The organism is Vibrio sp. STUT-A11, from assembly GCF_026000435.1.
In the GTDB taxonomy this organism is placed as follows: Bacteria; Pseudomonadota; Gammaproteobacteria; order Enterobacterales; family Vibrionaceae; genus Vibrio.
Genome location: NZ_AP026764.1, coordinates 103,712 through 126,588, shown reverse-complemented (window position 1 = coordinate 126,588; position 22,877 = coordinate 103,712). Strand labels below are relative to the sequence as shown.

Here is a 22,877-nt window from a genome sequence, read left to right as displayed (position 1 = left end):
TGTTTGGCGTGATTGGGTGTATTCGGTAAACTTGCGCTAACAGAACAGCGAGAGACAAACAGATGGCAAATACAGCAGCCGCATTGCACATTCTTGTTAAGCACAAAGAACAAGCAGAAGACATCATCAAGCAACTTAAAAAGGGGGCTAAGTTCCAGACTCTGGCCAAGAAATACTCGACCTGCCCGTCTGGTAAACGAGGTGGTGATCTTGGCGAGTTTCGTCGTGGGCAAATGGTACCTCAGTTCGACAAAGTTTGCTTTTCAGGTGAAGTGCTAACCCCACATTTGGTGAAAACTAAATTTGGCTGGCATGTAGTAAAAGTATTATATAGAACATGATATTTAGCACGAGCGCAGGAACTTTGTGCTCGTGCGAGCATCTTATTTTAAATCACACGTGAGGTTATACGTATGGCATCAGATTATTACGGAACCAGTGCCAGTTATGCGCGTAAAGAAGCCGGTTATCGCGAAAAAGCACTGAAGCTCTACCCTTGGGTATGCGGAAGGTGTGCTCGAGAGTTTGTCTATTCAAATCTGCGTGAACTAACGGTTCATCACAAGGATCATGACCACACGAATAACCCGGAAGATGGCAGCAACTGGGAGTTGTTATGTCTCTATTGCCACGATCATGAGCATAGTAAGTATCTAGAGCATGAGCGTTACGGCAGTGAAATAAAACCTGGTGAAGACGAACACCAAGGTGCGACATACAATCCATTTGCTGATTTAGCAAAACTGATGAAGAAGTGATGCTTGAGGGCTAAAGCGCTTTGAGGTTGTACCCCAAACTTTACTTCAGCCCTCACTGCACAATACTGGTTTTGTATCGTGTTACCTAATAAAAAGGCGATAGGGTGCAGTTTAAGTTACTTGTTGAAACGCGCTTGTAGCGCTGACAATGTAAGACTTACACTTTGATAACCACCCGTCGCGAGATACCAATTGGTTGGATTTACGTAGTACGTCTGGCCGGATTTCCATGCCGAGGTTTGCGCAATCGCTTTACGTGCTGCTAGCGTCTGCTCAGCCTGCCCCTCTCCACCTGTCGCTGCGCCGCGATCAAGGACAATGAGCCATTCAGGATTATTGTCTAACGCCTGTTTCAGCTTCTGTTCTCTTACTAACTTGGCCGCTTTCGCTTCCTCAGAGCCCGGTTTTGGTCTTACTTTAGGTTTTTGTTCTGATGAAGGTTCAACAACGGAAGATAGACCAGTCAAGCCATACAACATCCCGAATCGATCGCCTGGAGCGTGGAGCATAATGTTATCTTTGATCGTAAAGAGCACTAAGCCACTGCCTTGCTTAGATCCCAGTGATTGGACTGATGCAATTGATTGATTTAATTCTGTTAACAATTTATTCGCTTGCTGCTCTTTGTTAAAGATAGCGCCTAACGTCGTTAGATTGTGACTGATTCCTGCCTCAAAACTCGATGGATCAATACTCAAATCAATCGTTGGTGCTAGCTCAGCGAGTTCCGGGTATGCAGAACGTGAGCGTCCAGCAATAATAATAAGATCAGGATTGAGGGCTTTGATTGCATCGAAGTCTGGTTTAAACAGTGTTCCAACTTTGGCAACTTTTTCATCAGTATAGTGATTCAGATAAGCTGGTAGTAACACATCAGGAACTCCAACTGCGGACTCTCCTAATGCATCCATGGTATCTAAAGATGCGAGGTCAAAAACGACGACTCGCGAAGGCTGTTTTTCAATTGTCGTGACGCCTTGCCCGTGATCAATATCGAGCGGATATGCCCATGCCAATGTTGCTTGAGACATACTGGCGATGAGTGTCATAAGTGTTATTTTGATTTTCTTCATAATTTCTCTCTCGCTGAAGTTAGCATCCGAAACTTCAGCACTGTAATTTGTTAGGGAACTGTCTTCCTCAGGGGAAGTAGTAATAGGGAAGTCATCATGGGAGCCTGTGCTCCCATAAATGGACATTCCCAATTAGAAGTTGTATGCCACAGACACGTGATATTTACGCCCGTCCAGGATGTAACGATAATCCGCATCTTCTTCTGGATTCACTTCCTCGTTAAAGACGTTGTATACCCCAGCCTTTAGGCTAAGCTCACGTTTTGGCTTGAACACAAGACCTAAATCGTAGAAGGTGTAATCAGGAATGGTCAGGCCATTGGTCGAACTGCCGCTGGTACCGGTTTGCCAGCGACCCGAGGTCTCGCCTCGGTAATTACCTTGCGTCCACAGCAACAGTTGCTCAGTTGCTTGCCACTCTAACGAGGCGTTGAACATGTGCTTGGCGACGTCGTTTAGTGGCTCACCCGCGTATTCTCCGGTTTTTTGCTCAGTTTTGGTGTAAGTGTAAGAATGTCGGTACATCAGGTCTTGAGTAAATTGGTAGTCAAGGGTGAACTCAATCCCAGACATTTCTGCTTCTGCGATGTTTTCATACGCGGTGTAGCCGTACTGATGCGCAGGGTAGTAGGTGCCGTTGTAGTAACACTCTACGTCCGCTTCACATACACGGCCGGTACGATTGATCTTGTCTTTAAACTCAGAGATGTAGGCCGTCAGCGTTGTTGACACACCAGAACCGTACAGGTCGTCATAACCAATACCAATCTCATAGTTCAAGCTCGTTTCAGGTTTTAAATCTGGGTTACCAATGATTACACCGCCACGAGAAGTGGCACCAAAATCGCTGGCACTTTGACGTAAACTCGGCGCCTTATAGCCAGATGTAACCCCACCTTTGATGACAACTTCGTCGGTTACGCCATACACACCGTAAACTTTTGGGCTAAAGTGGCTGCCGAAATCTTGGTTGTCGTCAAATCGACCACTAAGAACAATGGAAAGGTCATCAATCGGTGCCCATTCGTTTTCTGCAAATAGCGAATACTGGTAGCGCTCCATTTTATTCACGGCATTGGCGACGGGAATGATGGGGGGTTGTAAACCATTGGTCGCACCATCTTCCAAACGCTCATTTTTATAGGTTGCACCCACGGTCAACGTGTTGTGATCCCAGAACCAGTTCATCTGGGAGTTGATAGTCAGCACGTCAAACTGGATGCCATTACCTGTCTCTTCATTGGTGCGAGTTGAGTTATCAGAGTCATCATAATTGACATACGATTTCCAGCGCATATCGTCATAATGGCCTTCATGTTCGATGAAGTAAGTATCACGAACCGATTTGTTATAACTCAATTCCGCATCGCTGATACTACCGTCACGGTTAGTTACTGTTTCAGAAATACTAATGCCAGGAGTATGAGTCCGCTCTTGTACATATCGGCTGTAACCGGCGGCAATATTGTTTTGATCATCAATCACCCAGTTAAGTTTGGATGAAAAGTTTTTACGTTTATATTCCGGATCAGAGGCATAGCTATCATCACCACCAATAAAGTGGCTTTCGTCTTGGTTCAAGAAAGAGCCGCTCAGTTGAAGCGCGAGTTTGTCATCCACCAAAGGCGCATTAAGGACAAAGTTGGTTTGCATCGCATCTTCGTTCACTTTGTTGGCGCTGTCTGCTTTGGTGTACTCTGTAGAAACGCTTCCTCCCCACTCATTGCGAACTTTTTTGGTGATAACGTTAATAACGCCGCCCATCGCATCCGAACCATAAAGTGCTGAAGCAGGGCCACGAATCACTTCGATACGTTGTATTTCGGAAACAGGCGGTAAAAAGTTAATCGGAGTACCTGCTTGAGTGCCATTCAAACCAAATGCATCATTGCCTTGAACTGGACGGCCATCAATCAGGAATAAAGTGTAGCTAGAGGCCATGCCGCGAATCATGATAGATTGCTCGACTCCGCCCCCCATGACTTGAACACCTGACATATTTTTTAATACATCGGTGATGTCGGTATACGCTCTTTTCTCAATGTCTTCAGCAGAAATCACCGACATGGTAGCAGGTGCTCGCTGTAAAGTTTGTTCGAAGCCTGATGCAGTAACGACTACGGTTTCATCAGCCTGATTTTGTGTTTGTTCCGCCCAAGCACTACTTTGGCTGATTAGCCCGAGTGAAACGGCTAACGCGACTTGAGAGGGGGGCCAACTGAACATTTACAACTCCTTAATGTGAATGGTTATCAATATCAATTTTGTATTGGCATTATTCATAAAATTTATTTTTGAAATAGATCAATTTGTGGGACACTTTGGCCCATTAGTGGAACAGTTCTCATTATCAGCTTTATGTGTGAGATGAATAAGGAGTTGTATATGCAAGATCTTAGAGCTGTGCGTGCGTTCTCCGCGCTTTGCCAGCACAAGAGTTTAACCGCTGCGGCGAAATCTTTGGGGCAACCTAAATCCACACTCAGTAGAAGGCTCACGCAACTTGAAGAAGATCTTGGACAAGCACTGGTTGTAAAACAAGGGAATCGACTCGCTCTGACCAAAGCCGGTGAAGTATTTTCAGTTTACTCTGAGCAGTTATTAGAACTTGCAGGTAAAGGAAAAGAAGCGCTACATGAGCTGAATAATCACGTAACCGGGGAAATCACTCTAATCGTACACCCTAGCTTAACACGTCGATGGATGAGTCAATCACTGGATATATTCATGAAAAAACACCCTGAAATTAAAATCCGAATATATAGTCAATTCCACCATGGTGACCACGCTATTGATGCAGACCTTATTATTTGGATGGGGGACATTACTCCAATGGGCTACCGCAAGGAACAGCTCGGACTTTGGCACTATGCGGCGTACGCTTCACCTGAGTATTTGTCCCAGCACAACAGGCTCAGTCATCCTAAAGAGTTAGTTAATCATCCTTGGATTGACTTTATTGCTGCTCGACAAGAAGCAATGACACTACATCATCCCAAGTATGGAGACCACGAACTTCCCGCAATGGAAAGTCGCTTGCAGAGCGATAACTTAACGATGCAAGTAGATGCGATAGCAAAGGGCAGAGGTGTTGGCTTATTGCCGACTTGGCTCGCGAATGGATTTGAGAAATCACATCCCGGCAGTTTAGTGCCTTGTCTGGAAGATTGGCTATCCGACCCTGCTACGGTAAGTTGTTTTTACCCAATTGGTCGACACCCATTAAGATTAAAATTGTTTATTGATGTCTTACGTGAAACTCGTCCAGCAGAGTGGAAGTGAAGACTAGAATGATAACTTGGATTCGGTAAGCGGTAAGAGAGAGTTTCGTTATTATGCAGCAAAATATAGAAACGGACAGGCTTGTACTAAGGTCCTTTGTTTTACTTGATGCTCCGCGTGTCGCACTTCTGGCTGGTGACAAGGTTATTGCGGACATGACAGCGAACATCCCTCATCCTTATTCGCTTGCCGATGCGGAGTTGTGGATTAATACTCATGAGCCACTCTTTGATAGTGGTAAAGGTATCGTCTATGCCATTACTTTAAAAGAGAGCGGTGAGCTGATTGGCGCGGTGAGTTTTCTAGGAATAGATAATGGTGTGGGCACCTTAGGTTATTGGCTGGGAGTTCCTTATTGGGGGCGTGGTTATGCGACTGAAGCATCGAAAGCAATAATCACCTTTGGCAAATCGAACCTTGGGTTGAGCAAGTTACACGTTATGCACCTTTTGGGTAATGAACGTTCCAAGTCAGTGATCAAAAAACTCGGCGTTACCTATATTGAAAATCGCATCAATCGTATGCAGGGAAAGGCGCGAGAAGTTTGTGTTTATACTTCAGATCTTTAATTTATGTATTCGAATAAACAGTGGAAATGACAACTGTGCGGTTGTCACAGTTTAGTTAGGACTCGTTTGCGAACACTCATCGACGAGCCCGGTTTTTGATGCCTGTTTTAATTTAGATAAAGCGGCTACTTTTCCGCTGCTTCACTAGTGCCACTTGGTGCAAGAAGGTTTGCCAGTACTTGATTGTCGACAATAAACAGCCACCTGCCACGGTAGGGGGTCATGTAAATGGCATTGGTTTCCAAAGGCTGTGTTTTCTTACGTTGAACCCAGATGGTATAGCCCGGCTGCGTGGTTAAAAATGCGTTTCTCTCTGGTTGTGATGACGGAATTAAATTTAGCGGTTTTTTCAGTTTTCCGGCGAAACCAAAGGTATTGTGATACTTGCCAACGTACGAAACGCTGTGTCCTTGAGATTGCAACTGATGGATTTGACGACCTGTCTCTGTTACATCATAAACGTTGTTGAGTACTGGTGACAGACTGGCCATTAAGGCGGATAAGCTCAGCAGTAGTGCCCCGATATTAAGCGCAAGACGATCAATAGGCAGCTTTCTTTTCCAAAATAGCAACACGATCAACAGAGCAGGCAACAGGCTCCAACTTAAGTGAACATCCGTGACTTCCGTGCTGCGAAATGCTCTTTCTACCCATAGCGGAGCACTTAAGATGGCTAGCGTAATAAGCACGATGGCTCCCACTATCGCGGGCTCGGTTTTTACCTTTGCGAGATCCATTCGCTTGGCGATCCAAATGGCGATAAAAGGAAAAATCGGAAGTAAATAGTGAATCTGTTTTCCGCTGAAGCAACTGAATATTCCCACCACAAACACAAACAAAGAGAAACAGAAGGTATCTCTTCGTCCGACCCAAATCCATGGACGATTTCGCCAGAAACTAATGAGGAAAAGCCAAGGAAAAAGTAAGGCTGGCAAGAGTGACACATACCAGTAAAAAGGTCGGGCATGGGCAAAAGAGTCTTGTACCCTCCCGGCAGATTGCACCCATAAAATGGCCTTCGTGTACTCTTCTCCACCGACTATCGCCGCAGGTAGTGCCCAAAGCAGGATGACTATAACCGCGATACCCACTGTTTTGAGAATCGCTTTGAAAAAGGCTTTGTTGATGGAAGCGGGTGAAGGGTGCCAAAGATGGGCTAACAGAAGGAAAGGGATAAAATAGACGAACACCACGGGTCCCTTAGTCAGCATTCCAAGCCCAAGGCACACACCACTTAAATATGACCATGAATCACGTTCTGTTTCGGTGTATCGCCAAAAACTCAATACCGCAAGTTGGAGGAATACGGCGAGTATTAAATCGAACATGATCATACTGGAATACAAAAACCAGCCAAGAAAACTGATAAGAATGAGGGGAGATAACCACTTCGCTTGTGCTGAGTCGGGGTAAATTTTCTCCGCCAGTTTTCCTACAAGATATAGGTTTACCAAAGCGAAGCCTGGTACTACTAAACGCGTCACGGTATCGGATGTACCAAACAAGGACCAAACGGCGCTGAATAACCAGAACATTAACGGTGGTTTATGATCGTACGGTAGCCCATTGATTTGCGGTACCAGCCAGTCATTGTTGAGCCACATTTCCCACGCGACAGAGACATAACGGGTTTCATCGATGGGAAAGATAGGTCGGAACCAGAGATTCACGGCTATGAAGAATAACGCGGCAAAAAGTGCCAGTGCAGTGTACTGAACATGTGGATATAAAGGTGAGGTTGCCTTCTTAGATGTCATTGTTGTTCCTGCTATCTAACGTTACTCGTAGTTCATGAGTTCAATCCATCATTCTTATGAGTGAATAGTTGGCCAGTCTCATTCTCTACTTAGTACTTTATTTGCATTTTGTTACATTTAGTTAGCATAGCAATCTTCTCTGATAGAACAACATGTCAATGTTTAACCAGGCTGGAACCCCAGCAGCATCAATTTATTTTTCAATTAGTGTTAACTTTCAATAGCAAAGCACCTAACTCAGAATGCTGTTGGGTTATAAGAGGTGAAATTAGACCCAAGGGTAAGTGTCTGTCTTTTGATCCCAATCATAATGCCAAGTCAGTTTTCGGGTGTAATCTACACATCCAGTAGCACTAGCCATACGGTTTATTAGTGCCATTTTGCCCATAGTGAAATTCTGAAACCTCCCTTTATCTTCCCAGTCCAAACATGAATAATAAACCCAACAAAACGAGATAGGTTCCTATCAACATTAATTAATACATTAAAGGGTTTTATTATGAAAAAGTTATTCGTACTAACTTCTGGTCTACTTATGGCTTCATCAGTATTTGCTTCAAATATTACTATTACAGAACATACAAATATGGATGCAGGTACTTATCAAAGCAGAGAGCAAGCACTCAATGCAGGTTTTGATTTGTCAGATTCATTAAAGTCAATGTCTAAATCAGAGTTACGACGTGAATTTGGCTTATTTGGCTACACTAATGTAAATAATATCAACATCGATGACAGTAAAGTGATTATTAAAGAAGTGGCTTACGCTCGTGATGACATTCAATATCGAGCCGTTCTAAATGTTGATTACCACTTCAACGCAATGAGACTACATGACTAAGTTATGGCTTATTTAGTCGAACATCCAAATCTAAAATATTATCTTAATTGTATTGGGGGACATAATACTCCCCCAATAATAAATGCCAATAAAGCTGATACTGACGTAAATTGAATATTTATCAAAATATAAATATTGTTTAGTTTACGTCATGTAACTCTCCCATATCGGTGGGCTTCCAATCGTATTTTGTACCGTTTCAATAAACAGTTTGACCAGCGGAGGCTGATTGCGGTGTGGATACAAGGCGTACAAACCACCGGTATAAGAGATTTCATAATCAGGTAATAATCTAACCAGCTGCATCTCTTCGATACTCTGCGTGAGCATCAATTGGCCCACGATGGCATAGCCTAGCCCCGATTGCACACCATCCATTAATAACTCTACCTCATTGACATGGTAGCGACCTTTAGCCGTCACCGTCACGGGATGCGCTTCTTCGTCTTGCATTGACGATAACTGTACTTTATTCATTTGATATGAGCCGTTGGAATAAATGACAGCGGGTAACGCTGCGAGCTCTTGAGGTGTTTCAGGGTAGCCGTATTCAGCGATAAAGTCCTTTGATGCGAGTAATAGCAGCTGATGATTTGCCAATTTTTTCGCCACTAAGTTTGAGTCTACGGGAGAACCGACTCTAAAAACCACATCATAACGTTCCCCTATAAGGTCTACTTTTCTATCATTGAGGACGATATCGACACTGACTTGTGGGTATTTTTTGAGGAAAATTACCGCACTTTCCTTAACGTATTTCCGGCCAAAAAGTGATGTACAAGATATTCTAAGATGACCCTTTGGCGTGTCATTGAACGTGTCTGCAAGCTGGCGAGTCTTGCCTAACGCATCACTTACTTGCTGGGCTTGTTTTACGATTTCTTGGCCAGCAGGAGTAAGCGACAGTGAGCGTGTAGAACGATTAAGTAGCCTGAGGCCAAGCGACTCTTCTAGCTTTCTTATTTGTTTAGATAACACTGAGCGGTCGATACCACGCGCGTCAGCAGCCTGGGCGAAAGAGCCCTGTTTAGAAACCTCGAGTAGTAGTTCGAGTCTACTTGCAAGATCCATGAGAGTACCTAAGTGATGACTTTTTATTTTTGTGGGGATGATAATATCAATATTTGATTTAACGTGACAATAAATCATGCGTCCCCAAACAGGATAATTAGTTATCTCAATGAACCACTAATCTCTTACTTTTAGGCTGTTTCCATATAGGTGTATAAATGGAATTGAGTGGCGGTTGTGTTCATTTTTCTCTCTTCCTGGCAGAAGGCGATTGAGTTTTTGAACATCTTAATACCACTAAAAGTGATAGAGTGAAAAAGTTAGTTTGATAAATCCGCGGGTATAAAAAGGCGGGCTGAAATTCAGCCCGCGCTAGAGGAGTCAAGCCCACCTTAACGATCGCAGTTATTATCGTTTAACTTTGGTTAATTTAATAACCTATCCCCTAAAAATTAAGCATATTGTCTGCGGTATTTTATTAAGAGCTAAACTCGCCGTGTGGATCAATAACAAATTTCTTAGCTGCACCACCATCAAAGTCGGCATAACCTTGAGGTGCATGATCGAGTGAAATCATTTGTACGTTTACGGCGTCAGCAATTTTCACTTTGTCGAACAAAATAGATTGCATCAGACCACGGTGATATTTCATTACCGGACATTGACCAGTATGGAACGAATGCGATTTCGCCCAGCCAAGACCAAAACGCATGCTCAGTGCCCCTTCTTTTGCTGCTTCGTCTTTCGCACCCGGATCGTCTGTAACGTAAAGACCAGGAATACCAATCGAACCACCGGCACGCGTTACTTGCATCGCAGAGTTCAGTACTGTTGCTGGTGCTTCTTGAGTGTGACCACCACAGCCACATCCGTGCGCTTCGAAACCAACACAGTCAACAAAACAATCAACTTCACGCTCATTCAGAATGGCTTCAATTTTGTCTTCCATGCTGCCGTCTTCGCGTAGGTCAATGGTTTCGCAACCAAAACTACGAGCTTGCTCTAGACGATCTGGGATCATGTCTCCAACGATGACACAAGCTGCGCCAAGTAGTTGAGCCGATACCGCCGCTGCCAGACCCACAGGACCTGCACCAGCAATATAAACGGTAGAACCAGGACCAACGCCTGCGGTTACACAGCCATGGAAACCCGTTGGGAAGATATCAGAAAGAAGTGTTAAATCCTTAATTTTCTCTCGTGCCTGATCCGGATCTGGGAACTTAAGTAAGTTGAAGTCAGCGTACGGTATCATTACGTATTCAGATTGGCCGCCAACCCAGCCGCCCATATCAACATAACCGTATGCCGCACCTGGACGAGCAGGGTTCACGTTGAGACAGATACCAGTCATGCCTGATTTACAGTTGCGGCATCGGCCACAAGCAATGTTAAACGGTACTGAAACGATATCGCCAACATCAACGAACTCGACATCGCGGCCTTTTTCTAAAATGATGCCCGTGATTTCGTGACCAAGTACTAAGCCTTCTTCAGCGGTCGTACGTCCACGTACCATATGTTGGTCGCTGCCACAGATATTGGTCGTCAGCACTTTAAGGATTACGCCGTGCTCACACTTACGATTGCCTAGCGCGAGTTCTGGGTATGGAATTGACTCGACAGCAACTTTGCCCGGACCTTTGTAAACAACGGCACGGTTTGATTTTTCGTAGGACATAAGGTCTCCTTGTTGAGGCTTATTATAGTTGTGGTGGTTCCTTTACCAGTGAAATCCGTTAACGATGACAACAGCTTTAAAACTCAGCTTTATCAAACCATTAGGGCGATTTTAGTCCTTGGTGACAACAGCATTTCGGCTCATGTTAGCTAAGATTTATTGGTGCTTTTGTTTGACTTTCGTGGAGGAGAGTAGCACTCGCGGATTGCACCTATTTGCGGCATTGCGCCAGATGTTGGTGCATTTGCGACATGATTGGCATAAGAAAATTGATGCCGAGATCAAGGTCACAAGTGTTTATTAAGAAGTGACATCGCTTATTAAACGGTACATCACGTAAAATGAAGTCAAAAGCTGTCAGAGCAAAGAATCGATTCGACGTTTAAGCACGAGGACAAATTTAAAATGAATATTGAACATCTAAAGCTGTTTGTTCGTTTAGCGTCTAGCCAAAGTATTAGTATGGCGGGGAATAGTTTGGGGTTATCTCCGGCGGTTGCGAGCGCTCATATCAATAAGCTAGAAGAAAGTTTAGGCGTTCGTTTGGTGCATCGAACCACGCGTAAGGTATCCCTCACTGAAGAGGGGAAGGCGTTTTTGCCTTATGCGGAAGATGTTCTAGCCTCGGTAGAAGCGGCCCGAAGTGTTGTTGGAGTGGGGCATGGTAATCCCACTGGCACAATACGCGTGACTGCACCTGCATCATTTGGTCGTATGCATTTAATTCCGGCATTGAAAGGTTTTATGTCTAAATACCCGGACCTTACGGTGGATTTTCGATTTTCCGATTCCATTATAGATATGGTTGAGGGCGGGTTTGATGTTGCGATACGTGTTGCAGAGCTGAAAGATTCGACGCTAGTGGCAAGGAAGTTAGCGTCTGACCGAAGAATTATTGTTGCATCACCAGAATATCTCGCGAAATTTGGAACGCCTGATACGCCACAGGACTTAACGAACCATGAATGTATCAACCTGATGGGGATGGATAGCTGGGCGTTCAACACATCTAATGGTCCATTAAATATTCGAACAACGGGCCGCTTCAGAACGGATAATGGCGATGCTATGCGAGATGCAACGATTGATGGTATTGGTATTTCTATTAACTCGATATGGAGTGTTTATCAGCAGGTTAAGCGTGGTGAGTTAATCGAAATATTACATGAATACCCATTGGCGATGGATGCAAGCATTTGGGCTGTTTATCCAAGCTCACGCCTGATCGCACTTAAGGTCAGAGCGTTTATTGATTACTTCGCGGAGTATTTTGGTCACCCAACCTATTGGGAAACACTTTGTTGCGACTAGCGAAATCCACAATTTCTCTAGTCTTGACACACCCGTTGGCGGTAAGGGAAATCTATTTTCAATAAAATCTATAAAGTGATTCTAAATTTGTGGGTATTATTAATTTTCTTGTAAGGCATTATGATATCGTCACTGGCGAAGTTCTCCTAGCTGATACGCTAAGTACTGCTTCCATCTGTTTGTATTTAAATAGGATATCAAGATGTCTCATCAAGTAATCAAAGATCTCAATCGTCGTTATACTGCAAAGAAATATGATGCAGAGAAACGTATCTCTCAACAAGATATGGAAACGATAAAAGAAGCAATTCGTTTGTCGGCATCATCCATTAACTCTCAACCGTGGAAGTTTATCGTCATTGAGAGTGATGAAGCGAAGCAGCGTTTCCACAATACGTTTGCGAATATGCATCAGTTCAATCAGCCACATGCTAAAGAAGCGTCACACACGATCCTTTTGGCGTATGATCCTAAGTTTACCAAAGAGAAATATGCGAAACGTGTTGATGCGGAAGTGACATCAGGTCATCTACCAGCAGAGATGTACGAAAGATTTATGGGCGCATACGCTTTTGCTGAAGCGAACACCGATAAGGCGGGTTTTAACGGCAACTGGACAAAAGCTCAGGTGTATTTAGCGCTTGGTAATGTATTGCATACGCTTGCTAGGTTAGGCATTGATTCGACCCCGATGGAAGGTGTTGATTCAAAATTGATTGGTGAAGAGTTCAAAGAGGAACTGGAAGGCCACGTATGTGAAGTCGCATTGGCAATGGGCTATCACTTAGATGCGGAAGATTACAACTATGGCCTGCCTAAGGCGCGTTTGAGTTTAGATGATGTGATTACAACGTTGTAATCTTACCTGCCAGTTTTTATGAGCCAGTGTCGTCGACGCTGGCTCAATATTTAGGGTGATCTTTTATCCCCAACCTTTATCTAAACTGTATCGGATTGCTCTGTCTCTAGGGCCGCTTCAATCACTTGAATAACCTGATCATAGCGGCGAGCAAGTGGTAGATTAAGTTTACTTACCAAATAGACAGGCTCTTTGATGTCAGAAAAAATCGCTATTGTTTGCAGATGTGCTTTGTCTGGGAATAAGTCAACACACAATTTGGGGACAACAGTAAATCCAATGCCTTTGGCAATAGGAACTAAAATCTGATGGATTTGGTTAATATAACTTTGTGTAGGAATGTTCTCTAAATCCAATTGATGAAGGTCGTCATTATTTGCCTGATTGACGTAGGATTGGAAATAGTGGTTTAGGTCAGGGTGTCGAACGGCCCCTAACCCGGTCAATAATTCCTTCAACGGCAGAGTTAAATCAGCGGAAGAAGGGACAACAAGAGCAAGAAACTCCGCGCCTACAACTCGGCTCGAGAAATATTTAAGGTTAGGCTTCTTGGTCACTAGCCCGATATCCAATGTGCCTTGCTGTATCTGTTCAAGGATACGATGATTGGGTGAGGCTTCCAGTTCTATGGATAAGCCGGGATAGACCGTTTGTAAAGAGAGCAACTCCGGATAAATCAACCAAGCAAAAGTCCCTGAACAGCCAATGGTACAACGGCCTCGAAAGGGCTCGTCACGGCCTAGATTCTGTAACAGTTCGGACTCTTCTTCAAAATGCTTCACAGAATACTCGTAAACTTTTCTACCATAGGTCGTGAGCTCAAACTTCTTGTTAAATCGCTTTATCAAAGGATAACCACAAGCCGCTTCCAACTTACTGACATGTTGACTTACCCCAGGCTGGGTCATATGAAGCACCTCGGCTGTTTTAGTGAAGTGTCCAACATCAATCAATGTTTTAAAGGTATTGAGCCAGATAGGATTAAGCATTTATAACAACCACGTATTATCAAAATATACATTTTTAATAAGTTAAAATTATACACCTTGAGCGCTAAACTCAAAATTTTTAGTAAATCGTTGAAGCAGCAACGAGTGATATCGGCTCTTTTGACGGCTGGGTTATTTAATCTTGATAACAATAAATTATAAAAATAATAAATTATGATAATTTTTAATTAAAATTTAAGTGCTTTATTGTATACCCATATTCATTTACCACTCAAACCGCCTTTATTAAAGGCCCTGATGGCTACCAAATCGAACTCATTCAAATTAATAAGTAAGAGGCACTGCAATGAAAGATTTAATGTTTCAATCCATTCAACTTGGTGAGTTAACTCTTGCTAACCGTATCGTCATGCCACCAATGACACGTTCGCGTGCAAGCCAGTCTGACAAAGCAGCAAATCAAATGATGGCGCAATATTATGCACAACGTGCGAGCGCTGGTTTGATTGTTGCTGAAGGAACCCAAATTTCACCAATGGGTCAAGGTTATGCGTGGACTCCTGGTATTTACAGCCAAGAACAAATCGAAGGCTGGAAACTGGTTACGGACGCAGTACACGCCAAAGGTGGAGCAATCTTCGCTCAACTCTGGCATGTTGGTCGTGTTACGCACCCAGATAACATCGGCGGTAAACAACCAATTTCATCGTCAGCACTTAAGGCTGAAAACGTGAAAGTGTTTGTCGACAATGGGACTGACGAACCTGGCTTTGTTGATGTTGTAGAGCCACGCGAAATGACCAAAGAAGATATAAAGCAAGTTGTTGCGGAATATCGACAAGCTGCGCTGAATGCGATTGAAGCTGGCTTTGATGGTATAGAACTGCATGCCGCTAACGGCTACCTCGTAAACCAGTTTATTGATTCGGAAGCGAACACCCGAACCGATGAATACGGCGGCAGCATTGAAAATCGTTTACGTTTCTTGGGTGAAGTAGTGAAAGCGATGGCAGACGCTATCGGGGCAGAGCGCATAGGCGTTCGTTTAGCACCATTTACCTCACTAAATGGGACTGTAGACAAAACACCGATTGAAACGTATACCACAGCAGCGGCATTACTCAACAAATTAAACGTGGTGTATATACACATTGCGGAAGTTGACTGGGATGATGCTCCAGATATGCCCGCAGCGTTTAAGCTTGCCATTCGTGACGCATACCAAGGTGTGATTATTTACGCTGGTCGTTACGATGCCGAAAAAGCAGCGAGTGCTTTAGAATCCGGTTTGGCGGATATGATTGGCTTTGGCCGCCCATTTGTTGCTAATCCAGATCTCCCAGCTCGCATTAAAAATGGTTACCCACTTGCGACACATGATCCTGCAACACTGTTTGGTGGTGGTGAAAAAGGATTAATTGATTATCCAACGTATTCTGAGATCTAAAGTCCAATTTAACTATTTTCATATAAAGCCTCTTCATAGAGGCTTTTGTCGTTTTTTAAGAAAGAAGCCTCGCTGCCCCTTCGACCTAGATTATCGATGCTACTCGCTTCAATGGTTGAGTTTCACTTGATCATTTTGTTCTCCACGTTGGTATAAAACGCTTGAATCAATCGCAAAGTATCATCCTTAATCCTCTGCGCCTGTTGAGGATGTACTAAGCTACTTAGACAACTGTTTACATAATACAGAAGGGAATTAGTATGAAAATCAAGCTCATTGGGTTGGCACTTCTTGCTGCGGCTGGCAGCTGCTCTGTTTCTGCTGGTGAGAACGTGGTTTACCAAGTTGGCGATGTTTCTTACGAAGGGTATTGGGCTAAAGTTGACGATAATGCACCGCTAGTATTGTTGGTCCACGACTGGGACGGGCTGACCGAGTACGAAGAAAAGAGAGCGCAAATGCTTAACGATATGGGGTACAACGTATTTGCTGCTGATCTGTTTGGTCAAGGAGTACGTCCAACTAAAGTGGAAGATAAAAGGCAGCATACTGGGGAGCTTTACAAAGACAGAGACAAGCTAAGAAAGTTAATGAGCGCCAGCTTAGCTGAAGCAGGAAAACTAGGCGGAAATTTAGAGAACACGGTTGTGATGGGGTACTGCTTTGGCGGTGCGGCAGTATTGGAGTCTGCGCGATCTGGCATGAGTGCGAAAGGTTTCGTCACTTTCCATGGCGGCCTAAAAACACCAGAAGGTCAAAGCTATGCAGATACCAAAGCTCCAGTACTTATTCTTCATGGCACGGCTGATACTGCAATCCCAATGAGCGAATTTGCTCAGTTGGCTGACGAACTCGAGCAAAACAAAGTTCCACATGAAATGGTGGCTTACGGCGGTGCACCTCATGCCTTCACCGTGTGGGACTCCGATCGTTATCGTAAAGATGCGGATGAGAAATCTTGGCAAGCATTCTCAAGTTTCTTAACCGCGAATACGACTAAATAAAGTTAAGCACCACCTAGCATCTCATCAAATCTAAAAGGCTACCAAGATTCACGGTAGCCTTCTTACTGTCTGTACTTCTTTCCTTTACAATTCAACCCTGATTTACTGAAGCACAATTATAAAAAGGACTTTTTCATGCTTCTTGATGCCACCGTCTGGGTATGGCTACCCCTTTTGACTGCGACAGCTATAGCTTTCACTCGACATAAATTGTTAGCACTACTGCTGTTACTCGTGGCTCTGGTATGTGCTCTTATCGTTAATTGCATTGAGTTTATCGCGTTTATTACGGCATTGCTTGTGCTCGCTACCGCTTACCAATTACCCAGGCTTGCTAAGAACCAACAAGGTAGATGGGTTTACTATTGTGGCTGGGCACTTGTTCTGATTTGGTGTGCGATGCTGTTTACCCACACTATGCCGGGATTTAATAACCTCCAAGTGCTTGATGATGTCAAATCGGGCGCACAAAGTATTCCCTTCTCAATGTATTTGAATTTGGATAAACCACTCGCCTTTTTTGCTCTTCTACTCGCTTACCCGAAGTTATTGGGGGAAACAAAGCGAATCGAATTTAAACAGGTTTTACTGATACTGGTTCCATTGCTCAGCTTACTGCCTATTGCGAGTTTTTTGGGAGCATTGAATGTGGAACTTAGCCTACCAAGCTGGTGGTGGTTATTTGCTGTTAATAACTTAATGATTACCTGTGTTGCGGAAGAAGCATTGTTTCGCGGGTTGATTCAACAATCTCTAGGCCGTCGTTTTAACTGGAAAGCTGGCTTGTTAGTTGCGGGTGTGTTGTTTGGTGTTGCGCATATCGCAGGTGGCGGATTACTTGTTTTATTCGCTATGCTTGCAGGGTTAGGCTACGGGTTGATTTTCTACGTGACTGGCCGATTATGGTGTGCGGTATTGGCGCATTTTCTGTTTAACTTTGCTCATCTGATTTTCTTTACCTATCCGGCAGCCGCACAGTGATTGTTATCAAGCAACTCATCGGTGTTAAAAGAAATTCAACCGTGGCCAATGTTAATTGGCCACAATGCTTGGGTTATATCGTGACGTTAAACTGCTAATTCTTTCGACGTCTTAATGTAAATATCACGCAGCCTTAATGCGATTTCACCAGGTTTGCCACTGCCAATCGGTTTATCATCGATTGCGACGACAGGCCACACGAAGGTTGTTGCTGAGCTGATAAACGCTTCTTTGGCCTGATAAGCTTCTTCGATGGTGAAGAAACGCTCTTCAATGGTTAAGTTCAGCTCTTTAGCAAGAGTCATTAATGATGCACGGGTGATACCGTGCAGAATATCATTGCTTAGCGGACGAGTGACCAGCACATCGTCTTGAGTAACAATATAGGCATTACTTGAGCCACCTTCAGTGACATGGCCATCTTCAATCAGCCAAACATCCTCTGCACCAGCATCGTGTGCGGTTTGTTTCGCTAAGCACGCGGGTAATAAGCTGGTGGTTTTAATATCACGTCTACGCCAGCGAATATCATCAAACGAAATGACTTTAATCCCTGTCTGAGCTTTCGGGCTATCAATCAGATTGCGTGATTGAGTAAACAGCACCAGTGTGGGTTCAATCTTGTCACTGTATGAAAAGTCGCGATCGCCTTCGTTACCACGAGTCAGTTGGAGGTAGATGCCACCCTCCACTAAGCCGTTTTTTTCAATTAGCTGGCGCTGAATATCCATCAACTGTTCACCAGTGACCGGCATCTTAATGCCTAGCTCTTTAGCCGAACGTTCTAAGCGGGCAAGGTGACCTTCATGGTCAATCAGTTTACCATCTAATACTGCCGTTACTTCATAGACGGCATCTGCAAAGAGGAATCCTCTGTCAAATACGGAAACTTTTGCGTCACTTGCAGCGAGAAACTTTCCGTTGAGGTATACAATTCGTTCCATTACTTTCCCCTTATCCCCACAATTTTCTGTCGAAAGGCAGCATAGAGTTGTTTTCGAACTCAAAGCCATGTTCGATATCTTCACTGAGCAGCAGTGGGCCATCTAGATCGACGACTTCCGCTCCTTGGGCGACGACAAATGCTGGCGCCATACTTAATGAAGATGCCACCATGCACCCGACCATAATACGTAGACCTGCCGATTGAGCTTGTTCTTTAAGTGCCAGAGCTTCAGTTAAGCCACCCGTTTTATCGAGTTTTATATTGATCATGTCATAGCGACCAATGATCTTTTGTAGACTCATTCGATCATGACAAGATTCGTCGGCACAAATGGCGATCGGACGTTCAAGATCATCCAATATATGATCGTCTTCGGCATGAAACGGCTGCTCAATCATTGAAACATCCAGCTTTAATAGCTCAGGTATCAGCTGATTATAGGTCTCTAGCGTCCATGCTTCGTTGGCATCCAGAATGATCGCAGAGTTGGGCGCACCGCGGCGTACAGCCTGAACACGCTCAAGATCTTCTGCACCACCTAATTTCAGTTTAAGCAGTGGTCGATGAGAATGTTCAATTGCCTTTTTCTCCATATTTTTTGGGGCATCCAAAGAGAGGGTGTACGCTGTGGTCAGTTCACCTGCTGACAAACCAATTTTTTCCCAGATAGACTGGTTTGCGGTTTTACACTCCAAATCCCACAGAGCGCAGTCGACGGCATTACGCGCTGCGCCTGATGGTAATAGCGGTTGCAACTCTTCTCGGCTTATCCCAGCTTCAATATCAGGGATGATACTTTCTATCTCTGCCAACACATTTTGAATAGATTCACCGTATCGGCCATATGGGACACATTCGCCACGTCCTTTCAAGCCTTGGTGTTCTATTTCAACAATGATGGTTTCTGCGTGGGTTTTACTACCCCTAGAGATAGTAAAACTCCCCAGAATCGGCCAACTTTTCGTTTCAAGACTAACCTTCATTACAGCTCCGCTAATTTATCTACGATACGTGCTACGCCTTGACGGAATGGATCGACAACTGGCAAGCCCACTTCAGACTCAACGCTATCCATGTATTCCATCGCTTCACTTTCTGACAGGCCTGAAGTGTTGATTGAGATACCGACAAATTGGACATTTGGATTGGTGAGTTTTGCGGTGGCAATATTGGCTTCCATACAAGCTTTGATATCCGGCAATGGATAATCAGGCAGGCCACGCATATGGGTGCGAGTCGGCTCATGACACAACACTAAAGCGTCTGCTTGAGAGCCATGGATAAGACCTGTGGTAACACCTGCAAACGAAGCGTGGAATAACGATCCTTGGCCTTCTATGACATCCCAGTGCTGTGGATCATTTTCTGGCGCGATGGTTTCAATAGCACCGGCAATGAAATCGGCGACTACACAGTCTGCGCTGACACCTTCACCAGTGATCAGAATACCCGTCTGACCGGTGGCGCGAAAATCAGCATCAATGCCTCGTTCTTTCATTTCTTTCTCGATCGCCAGCGAGGTATACATTTTGCCTACAGAGCAGTCTGTACCTACCGTTAATAGGCGTTTGCCTGAACGTTGCTTACCGTTTGCGACAGGGTAGGTTTGTGTTGGATAGCGAACATCGAAAAGGCTGCAGCCATTTTTCTTTGCACTCTCTACCAGCTCAGGAATGTCGTTTAATTTATTATGTAAACCTGCTGCGATGTCCATACCCGATTCAAGTGCTTCGATCAGGACCGAAATCCACTCCTCAGAAATCACGCCACCTCGGTTAGCAACGCCAATAACCAATGTTTTGGCACCCGCCTCAACAGCTTGTGCCACACTTAGATCGTCAAGGCCAACATCAGCATTACAACCCTCAAGGCGTAATTGTCCAACACAATGTTCTGGTCGCCACGTTTTGATTCCCTGTGCGACTTTCGCTGCTAAAGCATCTGCAGCATCGCCTAAAAATAATAGATAAGGTTGTTTAAGTTCCATTTTGTGTTAACTCCATGTCGTGAATTGGATTTCTGACCAGCTTTTAATCTTGCTTCTCAATACAAACTACAGTGCAAAATTCGTGACATCAACCTCAGTCGATACATAAGAATATTTAAAGTATAAGCAATGAAACTCAAAAAAATGCACTATTTATTCAAAGTAAATTAATTTAACGCATATTTATTCAATAAGTTTGGTTTTCATAATATTCTGATTTTAACCTTGCCGTCGTGCTTTAAATGTCGTCTATGAGTGTGTCAGTAACAGATTGTGTTAGTACTTAGTGAATTACGCGTCTTATCTATAAAATAAGCCATGACTTATCCATTGGTCATTTATACTAAGTTTAAATTAATATATAGATGATTCTATTATGTGATGTAATTCAAACTTTACTGGTTGGTTTTATAATTATAGCTCAATGATATTTTTTAATATTCACCGGATTGCACCAAAAGAATACATATTGACCCTAAATGGTGCGTAGTTTGCCATTTTTGTCTGATTTTTATCGTTATAATCCCATATTTATTTTATGGTTTTATTGGTGCTTGCTTTTATATATTAATCTGATATTTTGATTTATATCGAAATAATATACAGGTTTTAGAATTCCAGTTCGGAACTTATACCATGAGTATTTCTTTAGGGTATTTCACTGTAAAAAAGCTTAATAGCTGAGTGTATGTGCTGATTGGAACGATGGTCTGTATATACCCAAATGACTTCAAGATGCAGGATTCAGAGCGTTGTCACTGATACTAGTTCAAGGAAAATAATGAAGCGGAATAGCAAGCTCTTTCCAAGTTGTTTGACGCAGAAATTGTGTCAGTGACACGCTCCCGAAGGGCGAGTTGTCTTGACTCACAGCCTTTGTTAACGATTTTTGATTTAGAACCACTAGATCTTCAAATCGTTGCCGCGTCTGAGAGCCAAGTCATTCTCGCTGAACCAAGCATCTCGAGGTTATTTGGGTATATTGCTTAATTGATATTGAGTATATTTGCGTTGAGTTTATTTGGTGGCTTAGGTAACTCGTATAGAAAGACCGTAAATTATCGCAAAACAAGAGCTATAACCGTTATTAATCGGCTCATCAGATACAATCCAATGAATTGTGTTTGTAGAGCTGACATGGAAGAAATTCAATACCAATTTGAATGAGGAAATAGTCATTTTATTGCGTTGGATAAATCGCGTAGAGCAAGGTATAGATAGCATTAACTTGTTATTTTAATTACCGATCTGTTACCCAACCATCAGCGAATTTAACCTGCAATAATGATGAAAAACTTACTCCGATTGGTATATTACTGGGAATGAGTTAATGATCACTGCTGAAGCTGTTATTAATCTAAAAGCACTTAGCGATAACTACGATGTACTTAAAAATAAATGCGCTGATAAATCTGTTGTCGCTGTGATAAAAGGTGATGCTTACGGGCATAACGCTGTAAAAACTGCAAAAACACTGACGCAAGCCGACATGTTTGCTGTGTCTCGTATCGAAGAAGCGCTAGAGCTAAGAAGCGAAGGTATTAAACAGCCAATACTGCTGCTGGAAGGGTGTTTTTGTAAAGCTGATCTCGAAATGGCTGCACGTGAAGGTTTCCATACGGCGATTCATTGCAAAGAGCAGTTGGAAGATCTTAAACAGGCTGATATCACTACCCCTGTTACGGTCTGGCTCAAACTGGATACCGGGATGCATAGGTTGGGGATCCACCCCTATGAACTCAGCGACTACGTTCGACAAATCGAAGCGACCAACAAACTCGCGGGACCGGTTGGTTTCATGAGTCATTTTAGCTGTGCTGACGATTTATCCTCCCCTGCGACGCAAAAGCAGATCGATCTGTTTCTGTCGCAAACCGGCGACTTCCCAGGACCTAAAACACTAGCTAACTCAGCGGGCATTCTGTATTGGTCTGACTCTCACCTCGATTACATGAGAGCGGGCATTTCTCTTTATGGTATTTGCCCAAATGAAAATGAAACGGGTAAGGAGCATGGGTTACATTGTGTAATGACACTGAACTCAAAGCTTATTGCGATACGCGAGCATAAGGCGAATCAACCTGTGGGTTATGGTGAAAGCTGGACTTCAGAACGTGATACCAACATTGGTGTTATCGCGATGGGGTATGGTGACGGCTATCCTCGAAATGCACCGGTTGGTACTCCTGTCTATATCAACGGACGAATCGTTCCTATCTCTGGTCGCGTTTCTATGGATATGGTTACCGTGGATCTTGGGCCTGATGCACGTGATGCTGTCGGAGATACCGTTGAGTTTTGGGGCGACAATCTACCGATTGAAAAAGTCGCGAAACACATAGGTACCATTCCGTATGAGCTCGTAATCAAACTGACTAAGCGAGTTCGCAAAACGTACGTAGAAGTTTAGTTACAACCAG

General features: G+C 43.8%; 20 protein-coding genes. 11 read left to right on the top strand and 9 right to left on the bottom strand.

From position 1 onward, the window contains the following. The first annotated feature begins 62 nt into the window (after window positions 1-62). Window positions 63-341 carry a peptidylprolyl isomerase PpiC gene (ppiC, locus tag OO774_RS16310; RefSeq protein WP_005375342.1) on the top strand — a complete coding sequence of 93 codons (279 nt, stop codon included), beginning with the start codon at window positions 63-65 and terminating at the stop codon, window positions 339-341. A gap of 72 nt (window positions 342-413) precedes the next feature. Further along, window positions 414-758 (top strand): YajD family HNH nuclease, encoded by a 345-nt coding sequence (locus OO774_RS16305; RefSeq protein ID WP_264907481.1) that lies wholly within the window; start codon window positions 414-416, stop codon window positions 756-758. Window positions 759-874: 116 nt separating this feature from the next. Here OO774_RS16305 and OO774_RS16300 read toward each other — a convergent pair whose 3' ends face one another. Both OO774_RS16300 and OO774_RS16295 read right to left on the bottom strand, forming a co-directional pair. After that, a complete protein-coding gene (locus tag OO774_RS16300) occupies window positions 875-1,831 on the bottom strand; it encodes a siderophore ABC transporter substrate-binding protein (protein ID WP_264907479.1) in 957 nt (318 codons plus the stop codon). Between the two features lie 132 nt (window positions 1,832-1,963). Continuing rightward, on the bottom strand, window positions 1,964-4,057 hold the full coding sequence (locus OO774_RS16295) for a TonB-dependent receptor (protein ID WP_264907477.1): 2,094 nt from the start codon (window positions 4,055-4,057) through the stop codon (window positions 1,964-1,966). A 159-nt stretch (window positions 4,058-4,216) separates the two neighbouring features. Here OO774_RS16295 and OO774_RS16290 point away from each other — a divergent pair, with 159 nt between their 5' ends. Together OO774_RS16290 and OO774_RS16285 are read left to right on the top strand one after the other, a co-directional pair. Then, window positions 4,217-5,113 (top strand): LysR family transcriptional regulator, encoded by an 897-nt coding sequence (locus OO774_RS16290; protein ID WP_264907475.1) that lies wholly within the window; start codon window positions 4,217-4,219, stop codon window positions 5,111-5,113. Between the two features lie 53 nt (window positions 5,114-5,166). Further along, window positions 5,167-5,682, top strand: coding sequence for a GNAT family N-acetyltransferase (locus OO774_RS16285; protein WP_264907473.1), 516 nt, complete (start codon window positions 5,167-5,169; stop codon window positions 5,680-5,682). Between the two features lie 125 nt (window positions 5,683-5,807). Here the strand turns inward: OO774_RS16285 and OO774_RS16280 are convergent, their stop codons facing one another. After that, complete coding sequence (locus tag OO774_RS16280; protein ID WP_264907471.1) at window positions 5,808-7,439, bottom strand: glycosyltransferase family 39 protein; 1,632 nt, start codon at window positions 7,437-7,439, stop codon at window positions 5,808-5,810. Window positions 7,440-7,938: 499 nt separating this feature from the next. On the opposite strand from OO774_RS16280, the gene OO774_RS16275 reads away from it, so the two are divergent. Beyond that, the gene (locus OO774_RS16275; protein WP_014234728.1) at window positions 7,939-8,280 is read left to right on the top strand and encodes a DUF3316 domain-containing protein; all 342 of its coding nucleotides are present in this window, start codon (window positions 7,939-7,941) and stop codon (window positions 8,278-8,280) included. Window positions 8,281-8,424: 144 nt separating this feature from the next. Here the strand turns inward: OO774_RS16275 and OO774_RS16270 are convergent, their stop codons facing one another. Both OO774_RS16270 and fdhA read right to left on the bottom strand, forming a co-directional pair. Further along, entirely contained in the window at window positions 8,425-9,351 is a 927-nt protein-coding gene (locus OO774_RS16270; protein WP_264907469.1) for a LysR family transcriptional regulator, read from the bottom strand. A 418-nt stretch (window positions 9,352-9,769) separates the two neighbouring features. Continuing rightward, complete coding sequence (gene fdhA / locus OO774_RS16265; RefSeq protein WP_264907467.1) at window positions 9,770-10,972, bottom strand: formaldehyde dehydrogenase, glutathione-independent; 1,203 nt, start codon at window positions 10,970-10,972, stop codon at window positions 9,770-9,772. Between the two features lie 405 nt (window positions 10,973-11,377). On the opposite strand from fdhA, the gene OO774_RS16260 reads away from it, so the two are divergent. Beyond that, the gene (locus OO774_RS16260; RefSeq protein ID WP_263839202.1) at window positions 11,378-12,283 is read left to right on the top strand and encodes a LysR family transcriptional regulator; all 906 of its coding nucleotides are present in this window, start codon (window positions 11,378-11,380) and stop codon (window positions 12,281-12,283) included. A gap of 202 nt (window positions 12,284-12,485) precedes the next feature. Beyond that, window positions 12,486-13,142 carry a nitroreductase family protein gene (locus OO774_RS16255; RefSeq protein WP_264907465.1) on the top strand — a complete coding sequence of 219 codons (657 nt, stop codon included), beginning with the start codon at window positions 12,486-12,488 and terminating at the stop codon, window positions 13,140-13,142. An 80-nt stretch (window positions 13,143-13,222) separates the two neighbouring features. Here the strand turns inward: OO774_RS16255 and OO774_RS16250 are convergent, their stop codons facing one another. Next, a complete protein-coding gene (locus OO774_RS16250) occupies window positions 13,223-14,131 on the bottom strand; it encodes a LysR family transcriptional regulator (protein WP_264907464.1) in 909 nt (302 codons plus the stop codon). Window positions 14,132-14,438: 307 nt separating this feature from the next. Here OO774_RS16250 and OO774_RS16245 point away from each other — a divergent pair, with 307 nt between their 5' ends. The 3 genes from OO774_RS16245 to OO774_RS16235 all read left to right on the top strand — a co-directional run bounded on the left by OO774_RS16245 (window position 14,439) and on the right by OO774_RS16235 (window position 17,524). Then, complete coding sequence (locus OO774_RS16245) at window positions 14,439-15,539, top strand: alkene reductase (protein ID WP_264907462.1); 1,101 nt, start codon at window positions 14,439-14,441, stop codon at window positions 15,537-15,539. Window positions 15,540-15,799: 260 nt separating this feature from the next. Then, entirely contained in the window at window positions 15,800-16,543 is a 744-nt protein-coding gene (locus tag OO774_RS16240; RefSeq protein WP_264907461.1) for a dienelactone hydrolase family protein, read from the top strand. Window positions 16,544-16,678: 135 nt separating this feature from the next. Next, entirely contained in the window at window positions 16,679-17,524 is an 846-nt protein-coding gene (locus tag OO774_RS16235; RefSeq protein WP_264907460.1) for a CPBP family intramembrane glutamic endopeptidase, read from the top strand. 86 nt (window positions 17,525-17,610) lie between these two features. Here OO774_RS16235 and OO774_RS16230 read toward each other — a convergent pair whose 3' ends face one another. From OO774_RS16230 to dgcN, 3 genes are read right to left on the bottom strand one after another with little or no spacing between them, the layout of a single operon-like run. Continuing rightward, window positions 17,611-18,468 (bottom strand): D-amino-acid transaminase, encoded by an 858-nt coding sequence (locus OO774_RS16230; RefSeq protein WP_264907458.1) that lies wholly within the window; start codon window positions 18,466-18,468, stop codon window positions 17,611-17,613. A gap of 10 nt (window positions 18,469-18,478) precedes the next feature. Then, the gene (dgcA, locus tag OO774_RS16225) at window positions 18,479-19,453 is read right to left on the bottom strand and encodes an N-acetyl-D-Glu racemase DgcA (protein ID WP_264907456.1); all 975 of its coding nucleotides are present in this window, start codon (window positions 19,451-19,453) and stop codon (window positions 18,479-18,481) included. Next, entirely contained in the window at window positions 19,453-20,457 is a 1,005-nt protein-coding gene (dgcN, locus tag OO774_RS16220) for an N-acetyltransferase DgcN (RefSeq protein WP_264907454.1), read from the bottom strand. The genes dgcA and dgcN overlap by 1 nt, the downstream gene beginning before the upstream one ends. 1,330 nt (window positions 20,458-21,787) lie before the next feature. Here dgcN and alr point away from each other — a divergent pair. Continuing rightward, a complete protein-coding gene (gene alr, locus OO774_RS16215; RefSeq protein ID WP_264907452.1) occupies window positions 21,788-22,867 on the top strand; it encodes an alanine racemase in 1,080 nt (359 codons plus the stop codon). Window positions 22,868-22,877: the final 10 nt, after the last annotated feature.